The sequence below is a fragment of the Taurinivorans muris genome, from assembly GCF_025232395.1.
In the GTDB taxonomy this organism is placed as follows: Bacteria; Desulfobacterota; Desulfovibrionia; order Desulfovibrionales; family Desulfovibrionaceae; genus Taurinivorans; species Taurinivorans muris.
Genome location: NZ_CP065938.1, coordinates 724,932 through 738,804 on the forward strand (window position 1 = coordinate 724,932; position 13,873 = coordinate 738,804).

18 protein-coding genes are annotated in these 13,873 nt (G+C 37.5%); 7 read left to right on the forward strand and 11 right to left on the reverse strand.

Going from position 1 to position 13,873, the window contains the following annotated elements:
* Positions 1-42: 42 nt before the first annotated feature.
* The 3 genes from JBF11_RS03350 to JBF11_RS03360 are packed head-to-tail and all read right to left on the reverse strand — an operon-like array spanning position 43 to position 1,087.
* Positions 43-237: a hypothetical protein gene (locus JBF11_RS03350; protein ID WP_334315966.1), complete on the reverse strand. Its 195-nt coding sequence runs from the start codon at positions 235-237 to the stop codon at positions 43-45.
* Positions 234-731 (reverse strand): hypothetical protein, encoded by a 498-nt coding sequence (locus JBF11_RS03355; protein WP_334315967.1) that lies wholly within the window; start codon positions 729-731, stop codon positions 234-236. The genes JBF11_RS03350 and JBF11_RS03355 overlap by 4 nt, the downstream gene beginning before the upstream one ends.
* Complete coding sequence (locus tag JBF11_RS03360; RefSeq protein ID WP_334315968.1) at positions 731-1,087, reverse strand: hypothetical protein; 357 nt, start codon at positions 1,085-1,087, stop codon at positions 731-733. Before JBF11_RS03360 ends, JBF11_RS03355 begins: the two co-directional genes overlap by 1 nt.
* 144 nt (positions 1,088-1,231) lie before the next feature.
* On the opposite strand from JBF11_RS03360, the gene JBF11_RS03365 reads away from it, so the two are divergent.
* The 3 genes from JBF11_RS03365 to JBF11_RS03375 all read left to right on the forward strand — a co-directional run bounded on the left by JBF11_RS03365 (position 1,232) and on the right by JBF11_RS03375 (position 4,424).
* Entirely contained in the window at positions 1,232-1,675 is a 444-nt protein-coding gene (locus JBF11_RS03365) for a hypothetical protein (RefSeq protein WP_334315969.1), read from the forward strand.
* A gap of 116 nt (positions 1,676-1,791) precedes the next feature.
* The gene (locus tag JBF11_RS03370) at positions 1,792-2,241 is read left to right on the forward strand and encodes a RusA family crossover junction endodeoxyribonuclease (protein WP_334315970.1); all 450 of its coding nucleotides are present in this window, start codon (positions 1,792-1,794) and stop codon (positions 2,239-2,241) included.
* A gap of 113 nt (positions 2,242-2,354) precedes the next feature.
* Entirely contained in the window at positions 2,355-4,424 is a 2,070-nt protein-coding gene (locus JBF11_RS03375) for an ATP-binding protein (protein WP_334315971.1), read from the forward strand.
* Between the two features lie 376 nt (positions 4,425-4,800).
* On the opposite strand, the gene tnpA is transcribed toward JBF11_RS03375, so the two are convergent.
* The gene (tnpA, locus tag JBF11_RS03380; protein ID WP_334315972.1) at positions 4,801-5,265 is read right to left on the reverse strand and encodes an IS200/IS605 family transposase; all 465 of its coding nucleotides are present in this window, start codon (positions 5,263-5,265) and stop codon (positions 4,801-4,803) included.
* 402 nt (positions 5,266-5,667) lie between these two features.
* Here tnpA and JBF11_RS03385 point away from each other — a divergent pair, with 402 nt between their 5' ends.
* Positions 5,668-6,837 carry a tyrosine-type recombinase/integrase gene (locus tag JBF11_RS03385; RefSeq protein ID WP_334315973.1) on the forward strand — a complete coding sequence of 390 codons (1,170 nt, stop codon included), beginning with the start codon at positions 5,668-5,670 and terminating at the stop codon, positions 6,835-6,837.
* A gap of 98 nt (positions 6,838-6,935) precedes the next feature.
* Here JBF11_RS03385 and JBF11_RS03390 read toward each other — a convergent pair whose 3' ends face one another.
* The 6 genes from JBF11_RS03390 to JBF11_RS03415 all read right to left on the reverse strand — a co-directional run bounded on the left by JBF11_RS03390 (position 6,936) and on the right by JBF11_RS03415 (position 10,033).
* The gene (locus JBF11_RS03390) at positions 6,936-7,202 is read right to left on the reverse strand and encodes a hypothetical protein (RefSeq protein WP_334315974.1); all 267 of its coding nucleotides are present in this window, start codon (positions 7,200-7,202) and stop codon (positions 6,936-6,938) included.
* Positions 7,203-7,213: 11 nt separating this feature from the next.
* Complete coding sequence (locus JBF11_RS03395) at positions 7,214-7,492, reverse strand: helix-turn-helix domain-containing protein (protein ID WP_334315975.1); 279 nt, start codon at positions 7,490-7,492, stop codon at positions 7,214-7,216.
* 17 nt (positions 7,493-7,509) lie between these two features.
* A complete protein-coding gene (rdgC, locus tag JBF11_RS03400) occupies positions 7,510-8,904 on the reverse strand; it encodes a recombination-associated protein RdgC (RefSeq protein ID WP_334315976.1) in 1,395 nt (464 codons plus the stop codon).
* Positions 8,905-9,077: 173 nt separating this feature from the next.
* Positions 9,078-9,371, reverse strand: a complete 294-nt coding sequence (locus JBF11_RS03405) for a hypothetical protein (RefSeq protein ID WP_334315977.1) — start codon at positions 9,369-9,371, stop codon at positions 9,078-9,080.
* Positions 9,364-9,720: a hypothetical protein gene (locus tag JBF11_RS03410; RefSeq protein ID WP_334315978.1), complete on the reverse strand. Its 357-nt coding sequence runs from the start codon at positions 9,718-9,720 to the stop codon at positions 9,364-9,366. The genes JBF11_RS03405 and JBF11_RS03410 overlap by 8 nt, the downstream gene beginning before the upstream one ends.
* A gap of 94 nt (positions 9,721-9,814) precedes the next feature.
* Positions 9,815-10,033 (reverse strand): hypothetical protein, encoded by a 219-nt coding sequence (locus JBF11_RS03415; protein ID WP_334315979.1) that lies wholly within the window; start codon positions 10,031-10,033, stop codon positions 9,815-9,817.
* Positions 10,034-10,465: 432 nt separating this feature from the next.
* On the opposite strand from JBF11_RS03415, the gene JBF11_RS03420 reads away from it, so the two are divergent.
* The 3 genes from JBF11_RS03420 to JBF11_RS03430 all read left to right on the forward strand — a co-directional run bounded on the left by JBF11_RS03420 (position 10,466) and on the right by JBF11_RS03430 (position 12,869).
* A complete protein-coding gene (locus tag JBF11_RS03420) occupies positions 10,466-10,846 on the forward strand; it encodes a hypothetical protein (protein ID WP_334315980.1) in 381 nt (126 codons plus the stop codon).
* A 61-nt stretch (positions 10,847-10,907) separates the two neighbouring features.
* Positions 10,908-11,666: a DUF4875 domain-containing protein gene (locus tag JBF11_RS03425; RefSeq protein ID WP_334315981.1), complete on the forward strand. Its 759-nt coding sequence runs from the start codon at positions 10,908-10,910 to the stop codon at positions 11,664-11,666.
* A gap of 15 nt (positions 11,667-11,681) precedes the next feature.
* Complete coding sequence (locus JBF11_RS03430; protein WP_334315982.1) at positions 11,682-12,869, forward strand: DUF3800 domain-containing protein; 1,188 nt, start codon at positions 11,682-11,684, stop codon at positions 12,867-12,869.
* Positions 12,870-12,903: 34 nt separating this feature from the next.
* Here JBF11_RS03430 and JBF11_RS03435 read toward each other — a convergent pair whose 3' ends face one another.
* Positions 12,904-13,710: a hypothetical protein gene (locus tag JBF11_RS03435; RefSeq protein ID WP_334315983.1), complete on the reverse strand. Its 807-nt coding sequence runs from the start codon at positions 13,708-13,710 to the stop codon at positions 12,904-12,906.
* Between the last annotated feature and the right edge of the window lie 163 nt (positions 13,711-13,873).

Genomic DNA, 13,873 nt, shown 5'->3' on the forward strand with positions numbered 1-13,873 from the left:
ATCCCGACAGTTACGGGAGCCTCTTTTTCCATATTGATAAAATCAAGGCTTTTCTGCTGTGTTAAAATGCTCTATAACAGCCTTTGTCTGCACCTTTTGTACTGGTTCCGGTGCGGGCGCAGGCGCGGGTGCGCTTTTTCCGCCTTTGCACAAAACGACTTCGCCGTCATATTCATAACTGGAACTTGAAATTTCTTTTCCGTTCCAATCAAGAACGATTTCAGTATAAATTTTCATGATAACACCTCACGCATGAAATATTCTTTGTTTATTTTAGAAACTACACCGTTTCTGTATTTTCCACGGACCAGACACGCCTTTTCAAGCGTGCATATTTCTTTCATGCCCACCCCGTGAAGAACAGGAAATACATGCCGGTAATTTTCCGGCGTAAGTCCCAAAATGTTTTCCAAATCTCCGTTCCGAAAAACGGTTTTAAAAATCATTTTGCCAAAATCCACCGTAAACCGCTCATATCCGCGCCATATGCAAAAATGGAAAAACGCGTTTTTACCCATAAAATCATTAAACGCCGTAAATCCCGCTTCTTCTCCGTCAACAATGGGGATATAAATCCATTGGTCTTGAAACAAGCCAAAGAAATTTTGCAAACTGTCATCAGAATAGAGAAAGATATTCAGCCGCCTTTCTTCCTGTAAACGTGCATAAATATCAAAGAGATTGTCTTTGTCGTAACTGTCCATGAGCTTTATTTCCAAAACAGCTTCCATTACATGCTCCATAAATCGTATTCGGTTTTCGCAGCATGCAGTACCGGAGCATGGGGCAAATAATTGCTTGCGACATCGGCATAAAAAGTCAGCGCCAAAGCGTCAGCCCTGTCCGGGCTTGACAATCCGCGCTTTTTCATGTCGTCCTTTTTCTTAAGCTGCAAACGGCTGGTATTGTCATAACCATATTCCCTATTCGTCAGCTGATCGCACAAAGCGCTGTCATCGGGAATGGAACCGCCAGCTTTCAGCCATTCCTTGACTTTGTGCCACATTTCCGCATTACGGTTGACAAATTCCTTATTGCGCAAAGCCTGACTTCCTCCGTTGCACTCATAAACACCCTGCACGCCCAAGGAACACACCTTATCGACAACACCCGCACCAATACACCCACTGCGTCAATAAAAACTGCGGAAGTCACTATTGGACTAGCAAAGAAAGAGGGTTGGTACAGCAAAAAGGACAAGTACGGAAAGGAATGTAGTAAGTGGCAAACCATGCCGGAACTCATGCTCCAATACCGCGCGGCAAGCCTGCTCATCAGAACCAACGCCCCGGAAATAAGCATGGGGCTTTCAACGGAAGAAGAAGTTTTCGATATGCAGCAAGACGAAAAAGGAAACTACATCGTCACCGATATTGAAAATGCGTATATCCCTCCGGCAAAACCGGTTGAAACCGCTCCCGATAAAAAGGAACTTCCCGCTGAAGCTGAAACGGTATCGGAAAAACCTAAAAAAGAAAGAAGCAAAAAAGAAACGCCTGCCGAAACCCCGGCAGAAGAAAAAAGCCCGTTCAGACAATACATGGACAGCATGTCCCCGGAAGAACGCCTTGCAGAAGAACAAAAAATTAAAACCGAAAAAGAACACAGACGGGAAGAAAAAATAATCCAATCCAATTTCGTGGATGATGATTCTTTCTATACGAACGGTAAATAAATTTCATGCGGCAGCGCATGCGACAATACCTCCTACCTCCCCCAAAAAACCTAATCCCCAACATATGCCTATTGCTTAGAAATAACCAATAGGCATATTGATAAAAGAACAAAATCATGAATAATACAATACGGTTCATCATAAATACCGCTCCCACCACCCAAGCAAGACCACGCCATGCAGTACGCAGCGGGTTCAGCGTCACATACAAAAGCGAACAGCAAAAAAGCAACGAACAAACCCTTGAGGCCCTCATCGCTCCTCATGCTCCAAAAGAACCGTTCAAAGAGGCCGTTACCGTTCTTTTCGTCGCCCATATCCCCGTTCCGCAAAGCTTCAGCAAAAAGAAAAGGGAGCTTGCGCTTGCAGGAAAAATCTGTCCCACCAAAAAGCCGGACATCGACAACCTCTGCAAACAGCTCTTAGACACGCTAACCCGCCTGAACTTCTGGTTGGACGACAAACAAGTCGTCGAAATATCCGCTAAAAAAATGTATGCGGAACACGGAAAATGGGATGTAATGATAACAGGCTATAACGACAAATTAAATGAAAATAACAAGTAAACACAATTTACTTTTCCTTTTAAAATCGTAACACACTGCAACTAGTAACTTTTATTATGTTTAATTACAAGTTCATTTAATTAATGACAAAAATCAATATTTCGAGTAGTATTATGAAAAAAACAAATAAGGAAAATTCTCAAATGAGTATAACTACAAATTTGCAAGGAAGATTAAAAAATACTTCTTTAAAAAAATCACATGCACTTTTTCCTTTATTTGAAGCTGTCATAAACTCTATTCATGCCTGCGAAGAAAGAAAAGACATTGAATTATCAAAATGTGCTATTGATATTCAAATTATACGAAAAACAAAAACCGAAGAAGAATTGTCATTAATTAAAAATGAAACAACAAAACCCCCTTTGCCAGAAATAATTGAATTTCATATTACTGACAATGGCATCGGTTTTAATGATACAAACTTGGATTCCTTTAATACATTGGATTCTGAGCATAAAGAAAAAAAAGGCTGTAAAGGAATTGGAAGACTTTTATGGCTTAAGGCTTTTGAACAGGTTGAAATATATAGCCAATTCAAAAAAAATAATACATTTTATTGCAGACATTTTCATTTTACAAAAGAAACAGGGATTACCCCTGAGCTCCCGGAAAAAAAAGAAAGTTTTGATCACAATTTTAAAACCGTTGTTAAATTGTTAAATTTTAAAACTTCTTACAGAGAAGCTGCAAGAAAAACAACCTCAGCAATTGCCAATGACCTGCTTGAACATTGCCTTCTCTATTTTTTCAATAATTCATGTCCCGTTATTACAATAATTGACAATGAAATGAATGAAAAAATAAGTCTGACTGATTTATTCTATGAAATAAACACAAATGAAGTTATACAAGAAAATTTTTTTTGTGAAAAAAGTAATTTTAAACTTTACATTGTAAAAACAAGAAAAAGCATTGCTCACACTATTCATTACTGTGCTGCCAACAGATTGGTAAAAAAAATTGATTTATCAGGAAAAATTGATGGATTATATAAAAACCTGCAAGATAAAAATGGAAAATTTTCTTGCCTTTGTTTTTTATCTTCACCATATTTAGATGAAAAAGTAAGGCAAGAAAGAACAGATTTTGATATAGAAGAAAAAAGTGATCCTCAGCATAACCTCCTTGGAGAGCCTACAATTGAAGATATTAACAAAAAAATTTATTCCATATTAGAAAATACCTTTAAAGATTCTATTGAGCAAAACAAAAAATTAGGGCAAATACGCTTACAAAATTTTGTTAAAGATAACCCAAAATATAAGACTATTCTAAAATATTGTTCAAATCTTAACATAGATCCGGAATTAAAAGATAAGGATATTGATTTAATTCTATATAAAGAAAAAATAAAACTTGAGGACGAAATAAAAAAAGATAATGGAAATATTTCAAGTATTCCTCAAAAATTTTCTGAACAATATACCCAAAATTTAAATCACTACCTCTCACTGATAGATGATGTAAGTAAGTCTACCTTGGCTGAATATATTTCACACAGGAAAATAGTTATTGATTTTTTCGAAAAAGCAATAAATTCATTCAAAAATGAACAAAGTATGGATGAATATGAATTAGAAAAAATCGTCCATTCACTTATTATGCCTTTAAAAACAACACACAATGAAACAAATTTTGATACAGCAAATTTATGGCTGATAGATGATAATTTAACATTTTACAGCTATTTATCTTCTGATCTTCCACTAAACCGCTGCGAATTAATTGATACAAAAGAATCAAAGCGCCCTGACATTTTGGGAATTAATTTTTTTGATAACCCACTGTTAGTAAATAATACAAATGAAGAAAATTTAGCTGCAATAAAAATTATCGAAATAAAACGACCAATGCGAGATAATTATACAATTGATGATAATCCGATAGATCAAGTGTTAGACTATTTGACAAAAATTAGAGATGGAAAAATAAAAGATCATAGAGGAAGGCGTGTTACAAGCAATATAAACTCTCCTGCTTTTTGCTATATTTTGGCTGACGTTGAAAAAACATTAAAAGACCGAGCTATGCGATTTGGATTAACTATAACCGAAGATCAACTGGGTTTCTTTGGATTCAACGCTAATTATAATGCCTATATTGAAATTATCGGTTTTGATAAGTTATTAAAAATAGTGAAACAAAGAAATAAAGTATTTTTTGATAAGCTAGGATTATAATTAACGCTACCTGCGTTATTTTCCTCAAAAATGCAAAACCACTTTACAGAAGTTTGTAAATTGCCAGAAATACACTCTGCCGCACGCGCAACAATCTCACCTACCGCAAAGACGAACTGCGCAACGAAGTCCAGCACTCCATACGCACACTCAGAAGCATTGCCAAACTACTTGATATGTAAACAATAAAGGGCGGATTATCCGCCCTTTATTGTTCTAAAATTCCTTGAAAACAGGACAAATAAGCCACCCGCTGAGCGGGTGGTCTTCTCAAGTCCTAGAAGGGCATGTTACTGGCTTGTGCCTTAGGGCACTTTGAATGGTTCACCAATCGCATTTCATTCACAAGCTGCTGCTAAAGCAGCTAACCAATGCCTTATTTATTCTTACTACCCGTAAACGGGTCATAATATTCTTTGAGCGAATATTGGTCAGTCATTATATCTTCATTTAACTGATTTTGAATATACGCTTTTATTTTCTCTGTATTCTTCCCTACTGTATCAAGATAATACCCCCTGCACCAAAAATGTCTGTTTCCATACTTATATTTGAGATTTGCATGTCTATCAAATATCATCAAAGAATTCTTCCCTTTCAAGTACCCCATAAATGACGATACACTAAGATTGGGAGGAATAGACACTAACATGTGAATATGATCTTTACATGCATTGGCTTCATGTATTTCTACTTTCTTTTGTTCACAAAGCTGACGCAAAATTTTGCCAATATCTTCTTTTAATTTATTATAAATTATTTGACGGCGATATTTTGGGGCAAACACTATATGATATTTGCAATTCCATTTGGTATGAGATAAACTTTGATTTCCAGTCATGGAAATGTCCTCCTTTGGTTTTGATTGACGAACACATCAAATGTATACCAAAGGAGGACATTCTTGTATCTAAAGATTTTTAATTCCACCTGCATAGCAGGTGGTTTATTGTCGCTAAAGGCTACAAAAAAGAGGACTTATGAACAAAACGCCATAAGTCCTTGAAATATGTGGTGGAACCTGCAAGGGTTGAACTTGCGACCAACCGGTTATGAGGCAAAAAGCAAAGAAAAATTTCTTGTATGTTCTTGTATATTTTTGTATATAGATTTTCAATATGCATTGAAATACCATATATTTTTTGTATATTGGGACATATTGAATTTGTCGCAGGCGTGTCGCAAATGGTCATTTTTTACTCCAAATTGTCGCAACCAAGTCGCAAAGTTAAGGTATGTTATTATGGCAAAAAGTGCAAGTCAAAATAAGAGAAAGTCCTCACGTTTCCCCGGCGTGCAGATACGGGAAAGCAATGTGCGGAAACACAACGGAAAGCCCGACATTTGTTTTACGATTGATTACATCGACCCGCAAACCAAGAAGCGCATCCGCAAGGACATCGGCTGGGCGAGCGAGGGCTTTACGCAGGCCTATGCCGCGCAAGTTCGAGCCGAGCATCTTTCCAAAGGAAGGCTTGAACATAATGCCGAATTTCGCAGCATAGCCCCGAAGCAAAGCTTTACTCTGCAAGAAGCCTTTGAAAAATATGTGAATGAATGGCTGCTGCCGCGCGGCAAGCGGCATAAATCCGATGTAAGCCTTTTTCATACCAATCTGCCGACGCTTGTTCATACAGACATCAATAAAATTGACGTTTATTTCATGGACAGCCTTATTGCAGACCTCACCCGGAAAGGGCTTGCGCCGAAAACGGTTCATTACATTATCGGCATAATAAAGCGTGTTATCAACAAAATGGATGACTGGGGGCTGTATCATGGGACAAAGCCTTTTTCCAAAATCACCCTGCCCAAAGTGAACAACCGCCGCATGCGTTTTCTGACCCCGGAGGAAGCTCACGTGCTTCTTGACGAACTCAAACAGCACAGCCTCGCCGTTTATTTGCAGGCGCTCATCAGCCTGCACTGCGGTCTGCGTTTCGGGGAAATTGCCGAACTCAAAATCAGCGACATAGATTTTTACAGCAAAAATATTTACGTCCGAGATCCCAAAAACAGCAAGAGCCGCCACCAAATCATGACCCCAACACTTCAAGCGGAACTTGAAGCATATATCGCTTTGACAAAGCCCCTTTCCTATCTTTTTCCGAACCCGAACGGCGGCAAGGCTGCTTCCGTGAGCAAGACCTTTGAACGGACAGTCAAAAAGCTCGGACTGAACGAAGAAAACGGCGTACCCATAACCGACGCACGGCAAAAAGTCGTTTTCCACACCCTGCGTCACACGTACGCAAGCTGGCTTGCCCTCTCCGGGCAGGGGCAAGCCATGATAGCCGAGCTTATGGGACACAGTTCCATAGAAATGAGCGCCAGATACACACACCTTTTCCCCGATGCGAGAAAAGCCACGGCAGTTGCTATTGACAATATTTTCAAAAAGGATGTTTCTTAACATTGATTATTTCCTAACATATTATTTACTTTTTCCATTCTCTCGAAAATCCATTTTAAAAACAGGCACGGCGATTGAGTTTCCCAGGGATCGTTTGCTTAACGGGCTGTTTTTTTTATATACAATAAAGCTTCTACGCTGTTAAAAAAAAATGTAGTGCCTATTTTTTGTTTTAATTCTTTTTCAGTTATTGTAAAATCTTCACACCAAAAAGGCTCCCACCTGACGCTTGAAATCCGATATAAATAGCATGACCTTCTTTTGAAGGTGCCTGAAATTCTACTTTCCACAACATGTCTTTCATTTTCTTTTTCATGTATCACATAAAATCTTTGGTCAAAATTATAAAGTGGTTCAACTCTCATAATTACCCTTACTAATATGTCTTGACTTTCGCTTTTTTCAAATAATAATCGAGGTCGGCTTTTGCATAGGTGATGACCGAACCCGTTTTGCTGTATGCCGGACCAATGCCCTGCACACGATACTGACGCAGGGTATTGGCAGAAAGCCCCAAATATTTTGCAGCTTCCTTTTCCCGCATGACTTCGGGTGCGATAGAAATAGTTTTCAGTTCCTCACGCACGGCTGACCGCACACTTTCATTGACAACTCTCTTAAAATCCTCAACCTGCATAACTATTACCTGACTCATAGTGTCCCCTGCCATTCTTATCCGTTTATAGATTTCATATAGTGTTCATGCATGTTAATAAGCTGCTGTTTTGATACTTTTTTTGAAAATTGAATAATCCAGGTTCTGATGTCTTCTGTTTCTTTTTTCCAAGCTGTTTTATCAAGCCGTATTTTTATAAACTCGTGATAGACAATATCAAAATATGCCTTTGCCCGCTCAAAAAACTGCATTTTTTCCAGCAAATGTGCATCAAATTCTATTTCTTCAAAAGAGCTGCGCTCGGAGTGGCGTCCTGCCACCCGCTCGCTCTCACTCACAGAAAGCGTGGTTTCTGTTTCGTTCGCTCTCCGAGGGCTCGCACTTCCTGTGCTATAATTATTTTTCCAGCCAATAATCGAAAATGAAGAAAAACTAAAATTTTTCGCATTGAGTGAAAAAATAAAGGAAATATCCTTATCAGAAAGGACAATGCAGGCATTGTTTACCTTTTTGCCTAATCCAAGCCCAAGGCGTGCCTCATCCATGGGATTATTACTGCCGCTCAGACTTGTCAGCAAACTATTTTCCCCATTACTGCCGCGCACGGACATTTTGTTTTCAAAAATGACATAAAATTCCTTACCGGCTTTTTCATCAACAAATTGAAAATGTATATTCATATCTGCCCTGTACCAAAGCCAGGTCAGAAACTCTTCGCCTAAAATGCGGTTTTCATTTCTGTCAATATCAAAAGGCTGTGTGCCTGAAAAAGCAGTCGGAAAGAGTTTGTCCAGTTCGTGTGCCAGCTCCTTATTGTCTTCTGTCAATAAAACCCAACGGTTATAAGGGGTTAGCTGATAGAGTTTTACATCGCAGGAGGGAAAATAAGAAGTATTTTCAAAGTCTGCAAAGGTCAGCTGTTCGCCTTTTTCTTTGGTTTCAATGCCTAAGGTTTTTAAAAAATAATTGCCAAAAAGTTCAATCATCTTTTTATTGGTGCAGGCAAAATAAATAATGTTGCAGGTAAAATCCCAAATAACCTCATACACGGCAGGCGTGGGCAGTGTTTTTGCCAGAAGTTCAAGCTTGACCTGCTCTTTGATTTCTTTTTTGCGTTCTTTTGAAATATAGTTATGTCCTGTTTTCGCAAGTTCTCGTTGTTCCTTTTCCAAAGCTAACTGCAAATACCTTTTAAAGACCGCAGGGGCTATATTTCGGCTGTCTACCCGGAAAGCAAAATAAAAATATTTATTTATTTCAAAAGAATTTATAAACTCATAATCTTCCATGTCTTCCATGCTTGTCCAGCCGTAACTTCGCTCTGCGACAGTATCGTCAATGGGCATGAACGCGAATTGACGCAGTTTTTCACCAAAACTGCCGAGTATGCCGTCGGGGAGATTTTCAATTTTAAAAAGAGAAAAACTTGTGGTATTTTTTAGAAAACTCATATTTTTGCCTTATGTTAGATGTGCTGCCTTGAATTCAGGAGTTTTAGAGAGATAAAATACAAGACAGCACGCGGGCTAAAGAGTGTTGCTTTTGGATTTTTAACCCTTTGCCGGAGGCTGAAAAGCTTTTGTGGTGTAAGTGAGTTTTTGCTTTTCAATCCCAAAAATTTTTTTTACAATGTCTTATTAATTTCATTCATTTCATCAAAGTCCTTTGCAAAATCGTCAAGCCGAGTTAAAAACAACCAATTATAATGATGTTTTTCGCAATAATTGAATGTCCAAACTTTACAATCATTTTTTGCACAATGACCTCTATCACAAAGCTGCATGGAACTTTCCTCAAAACTTTCGCAGTTTTCACAGCATCTCTGCATTTCAATTTCTATTCTTTCTTGTTCAGCATGTTCTTTGCTTTCTTCTGGCGTTAATAACTCTGGTTCTAATGATTTAATTTTATCATTCATTACCGTACCACCTTGCCAAAACCGTTCCAACATCAAGAAGCTCTTCCTTTGTCCTTTCCAGAGTTTCTGTGTAAAATGCCTGTCTGACTTCTTCATATTCTTCCTGCAGGATTTCAAGTTTCTGTTCTTCATAATATGCAAAAGTCGGATGTTTCGCTCTAGCCCGCTTAGTGTTTTCCACCAAAGCAAGCACGAAGTCTTTGCCCAATGTTTCGTAAATAATGCAAAGCTGTATTTCTGCGTCAAAAGCTTCATCAAACATTTTATCAAAAAAATCCGGTTCGCTTTCGTTTTTTGTTTGTTCAGTTTTTTTATTTACAAAATCATCAAAATCTTTATTTATGTTCATTTTTGCCTCCGTATTTTGATTTTGTTTTTGTGTTTGGAAAGGGTTTCCATAAGCTCGCAAAGCGTATATCCGGTTATGAGCCCCGAAAGAAACGCTATGATATACATCTGAGACTTCGCAAAAGCTGTTTGAGATTGTCGAATGTGCCGATAAATTTTAAATTGCGTCCGTTTACCCGCACATTGGTGCAAACTCTTGAAGACTTGGGCGGTCTGCCCATAAACTTATTGCCTGCGGAACTGTCTAAAAGAATGAGTTTTTGCATATTGCTTGACAACGTGGCGGGGAATTTGATACAAATTGCTTGTCGCATGAAAGGTATACTCCTTTTGTGATTTGTTAGCCCTAAAAGTTCCCGTTTTAGGGCTTTTTTATTTGATATTTGGTTTCGGCAAAACGTTTTCCGAAAAGCCCTGTTCCAATAATTTTTCATGATATTCCTTTTTGATGGTTTCCCGCTGAATTGCCATAATACTGCCTTGCTTGGATATACCTAAAAGTTTTGCTATATCCGTCCACTTTACGCCTTTTAGAATCATTTCACTTCTAAAGCTTTGATATCTCGTTACGCTATTCATCCTAGACCTTGTCAAACATATAAAAAATTGTTATTTATTAGTTACCTTGTTCAAGTAAATAAATAAGAACTTGTATAAGAATATTACTAGCTAATTTTTAGGATTATGTCAATCAATTTTTAGGATTAAAATACCAAACTTTAGTATTTCTGAAAGGCGATATATTTATGCAATTATTTGAAAGAGTTAAAGCCTTGGCAAAAGCGAAAGAAAAAAGTGCAAATGCTCTTGCTCAAAAATTAAATATTCCTCAAACTACCTTTAACGGTTACCTGAAGGAAAGCAGGCAAAACAATTTATGGGAAATATTGCCTAACATTCTTGAGCTTTATCCTGACGTATCCCGTGACTGGCTTTATTTCGGCGACGGCGACATGCTTCTTCAAAATGAAAAGGCGAGCCCCGAAAATATCCGGGAACTCAAAAACAAAATCCAAGAACTGGAACAGGAACTTTCAGAAGCCAACAGACTGAACAGACAGCTTACAACAAAACTGCTGATTGAAGGTACTGCGGACAAAGACTTAGGCGGTATTGCCAACGGCTAAAAAAACAAAAAGCAGCGATTATTAAATTTGAACCGATTAAAAACCAAGGAGAGTAAAAAAAATGGCTCAAAAAATCATCTGCCATTTTTGCAAAGCGGAAATTGACGCAGAAGCAAAAATTTGTCCGAACTGCAAAAGCAATTTGGCAAACATAAGGACAAACAAAAAAATATTCAAAATTTTTGGCGTTGTTTTTGCGGCGATATTTGCTTTTGCCGTTTTCAGCTATGCTTTTTTCGGGGAAACGGAGAGAGAAAAAGATGCTCCGATTGCCGAAACCAAACAAACCGAACTGCCCGGCACGCCTTTGGAATTTTCTCTTCTTGATGATTATAAGGTAATAAAAAAAGCCGCCACAGGCAGACACAGACTGGAGATGACCATTCTCCCAAAAAGCGGGCAGGAAACAGCCACACAAGCCGACCTCATCAGCACGGTGATGCATGTGGCTCATGAAGCGTACCAAAGAACCGCCGCTCCCGTGACCATCGTCAACATGCTGGCACAAAACACGGGCAATGCGTGGGCGGACAGGCAGCTTGCCTTTATTGTCTATATTCCCGACCAAAAAGGCTTTGACGGAAAAACAGCTTCTAAAAAATGGGAAAACGCTGCCGCCTGCGAACGGGGATTTACAGCCGACGAGCTCACCTATCTGCAGTTATGGGGGCAGCTTCGCACAAAATATTTTGATCCGCAGACCGGCGGAGTGCCTCAAAACAAGGAAGAAGCCCTTACAGCGGAAATTGAACAGGTTATGGGTAAAAAACTCGATACCGACCCCATGTTTAATGTCATGTGGCCAGTAGATACAAAATAACTTAGAAGAAATAGTATGTACGCTTATATTGATGAAACAGGAAATACAGGATTAGATATCTTTAATGAAATGCAGCCATTCTTTATGAATCTAGCTGTAATGAGTGAAGAAGATATTGCTATCAGTTATCAAAAAGAATTTAATCAAATTTTATCAAGATTACAAATTGAAGAACTTCATGGAAAAAAACTACAAAGTTTTGAAGTATATGATATGGCAAGTAAATTATTATATAATTTTTTGCTAAATAAAGATATAAATTTTACTTATACATTTGTTGATAAGGAATTATTTTCTATAACAATATTATATGAAGCTCTTTTTGATTCTGGTATTAATGAAGCCGTACCATGGCACAGTTATAATCTACGGGAACTACGGTTGATTCTATTATTAAATTTTATTGTTTTAATACAACAAACGCAAAATGTTCATAAACGATTTTGGAATGAGTGTATATTTGGCAAGGACATTTCAAAAGCAGATACTTCTTTTATTTCATGTTTAAATAATATGTTATCAGAATTAACAAATATCAATTTAGATAAACGCTCCATTGAAATATTCTATGATGCAATTTTTTGGGCTAAAAAAAATTATGAACAATTCGAATACAGAATTATATATAATGATAAGGATAAAAAGCATAAAAATATATATCTTCCAACTTATTGTTTTTTTATTTCATTAGTAAAAAATATTCAACAAAAATTTATTAATACAACTTCTGAAAACTGTTACTTAATTCACGATAGACAACAAGAGTATCAAAAAATTATTGAATTAGCACATTCAATAATTAGTAACCCTGAAATAAAAGGATTATATCATACAATTTCATACTTTCATAATACAGAAATAATGACATTACCTACAAGTTCATTAACTTTTGTTGAAGCTAAAAAAAATATCGGCATTCAACTAAGTGATTTTTGTGCCTCCATTTTAAGTAAAAAAATAAAAGGAAAAAAAATGACTTTGAATATGACTAAGCTTTATGAGCTTATCCAAAAAAAAACTACGACACAATATATTTTTACTTATGACGCTTTGTATACTGAAATTATTTTATTTGAAAAAAAATTACAACAATACGAATCTCAACTTGAGATAAATACATATCAAAAACAAATTCAAAACGCTAAAAAAATAATTGCACAAGAAAAAGCGAGAATTGATACAATTATATCTGAACTAAACTGAAAAAGCCCTCATTCGAGGGCTTTTCAATTTTTGCTTATTTTGTTTTCATATTCGGCAGGATGTCATACAGATACGGTTCAAAATCAACGCGGCAGTCCATGAGGTTCGATTTGCTCACTGTCCAGCCGGTAGACCAAATGCCCATGTTCTCTCCCATGATTTGATAGCCGTAATATTTTTCAATTTTGCAGTTTTCCGCCAGTTCTTTTGTCGGTTCAAACAGTGCCGCGAATTTTTTAAGCTCCCTTGCGTCGTTTCGCGTATGTTTTGAAAAGCCGAGCAAAACGCGTTTTTTAGTCACCGCATGGAAATAATCAGTCATAACATCGCTGTCGTCAACTTGGTAGGAAGCCGTTATGATTGATTTTGCCCAGCTCGGAGTATGCTGTTTATAAAAGTTTTCCCGATATTCAATTTGCTGCTTGTACATAAATTCTTGGATTTTTCTTGTACGTTTGCGCTTTCTGTCCGCTTTTTTGCCAAGCTCGTAAAGCGCATGGCATTCATCAATGTTTTTCCTGTAATAGCCGACATTGTACGCCCAATGAATGATTGTCGAATTGGGACGTGCGATATTGCTTGCCAAGGTATAATGAGTCATGCGTTCTTTTTGCTCCTCAACATCATAATTGCAGACAAGGTAAAGCAGAGCGTCGTTTTTATACGGTCGCCCGTGTACGTCACACTGCCGGCATGACACTTTTTTAGTCGCGCTGACGACCGTGTACATGTGATTATAAATTTCCACCTGCCGACCGATGTAATCCGTTTCATCGGCTGACAGATATTCGCCATAGCCAAAGTCCATTACGTGCTGAACCATAAAATCCGATTTTGTCATTTTTTTGCTTCTCTTGTTTTTAGTTTTACATACAACATATTGAAATAACATAACTTTCATACTACATCGTTTTTATCTTGCGTCAAGAGGAAATCCAAAAAAATTCGCATGGTTATAAAAAAAATCCCTCGAATGAGGGACTTTTCAGCGATAAGATACTTTA

Coding starts and splice junctions, on each gene's coding strand:
- JBF11_RS03430 (WP_334315982.1), top strand. CDS start 11,682: ATGTACGCTTATATTGATGAAACAGGAAATACAGGATTAGATATCTTT.
- JBF11_RS03370 (WP_334315970.1), top strand. CDS start 1,792: ATGAATAATACAATACGGTTCATCATAAATACCGCTCCCACCACCCAA.
- JBF11_RS03375 (WP_334315971.1), top strand. CDS start 2,355: ATGAAAAAAACAAATAAGGAAAATTCTCAAATGAGTATAACTACAAAT.
- JBF11_RS03355 (WP_334315967.1), bottom strand. CDS start 731: ATGGAAGCTGTTTTGGAAATAAAGCTCATGGACAGTTACGACAAAGAC.
- JBF11_RS03390 (WP_334315974.1), bottom strand. CDS start 7,202: ATGAGAGTTGAACCACTTTATAATTTTGACCAAAGATTTTATGTGATA.
- rdgC (WP_334315976.1), bottom strand. CDS start 8,904: ATGAGTTTTCTAAAAAATACCACAAGTTTTTCTCTTTTTAAAATTGAA.
- JBF11_RS03425 (WP_334315981.1), top strand. CDS start 10,908: ATGGCTCAAAAAATCATCTGCCATTTTTGCAAAGCGGAAATTGACGCA.
- JBF11_RS03395 (WP_334315975.1), bottom strand. CDS start 7,492: ATGAGTCAGGTAATAGTTATGCAGGTTGAGGATTTTAAGAGAGTTGTC.
- JBF11_RS03350 (WP_334315966.1), bottom strand. CDS start 237: ATGAAAATTTATACTGAAATCGTTCTTGATTGGAACGGAAAAGAAATT.
- tnpA (WP_334315972.1), bottom strand. CDS start 5,265: ATGACTGGAAATCAAAGTTTATCTCATACCAAATGGAATTGCAAATAT.
- JBF11_RS03435 (WP_334315983.1), bottom strand. CDS start 13,710: ATGACAAAATCGGATTTTATGGTTCAGCACGTAATGGACTTTGGCTAT.
- JBF11_RS03385 (WP_334315973.1), top strand. CDS start 5,668: ATGGCAAAAAGTGCAAGTCAAAATAAGAGAAAGTCCTCACGTTTCCCC.
- JBF11_RS03415 (WP_334315979.1), bottom strand. CDS start 10,033: ATGCGACAAGCAATTTGTATCAAATTCCCCGCCACGTTGTCAAGCAAT.
- JBF11_RS03420 (WP_334315980.1), top strand. CDS start 10,466: ATGCAATTATTTGAAAGAGTTAAAGCCTTGGCAAAAGCGAAAGAAAAA.
- JBF11_RS03365 (WP_334315969.1), top strand. CDS start 1,232: ATGCCGGAACTCATGCTCCAATACCGCGCGGCAAGCCTGCTCATCAGA.
- JBF11_RS03410 (WP_334315978.1), bottom strand. CDS start 9,720: ATGAACATAAATAAAGATTTTGATGATTTTGTAAATAAAAAAACTGAA.
- JBF11_RS03405 (WP_334315977.1), bottom strand. CDS start 9,371: ATGAATGATAAAATTAAATCATTAGAACCAGAGTTATTAACGCCAGAA.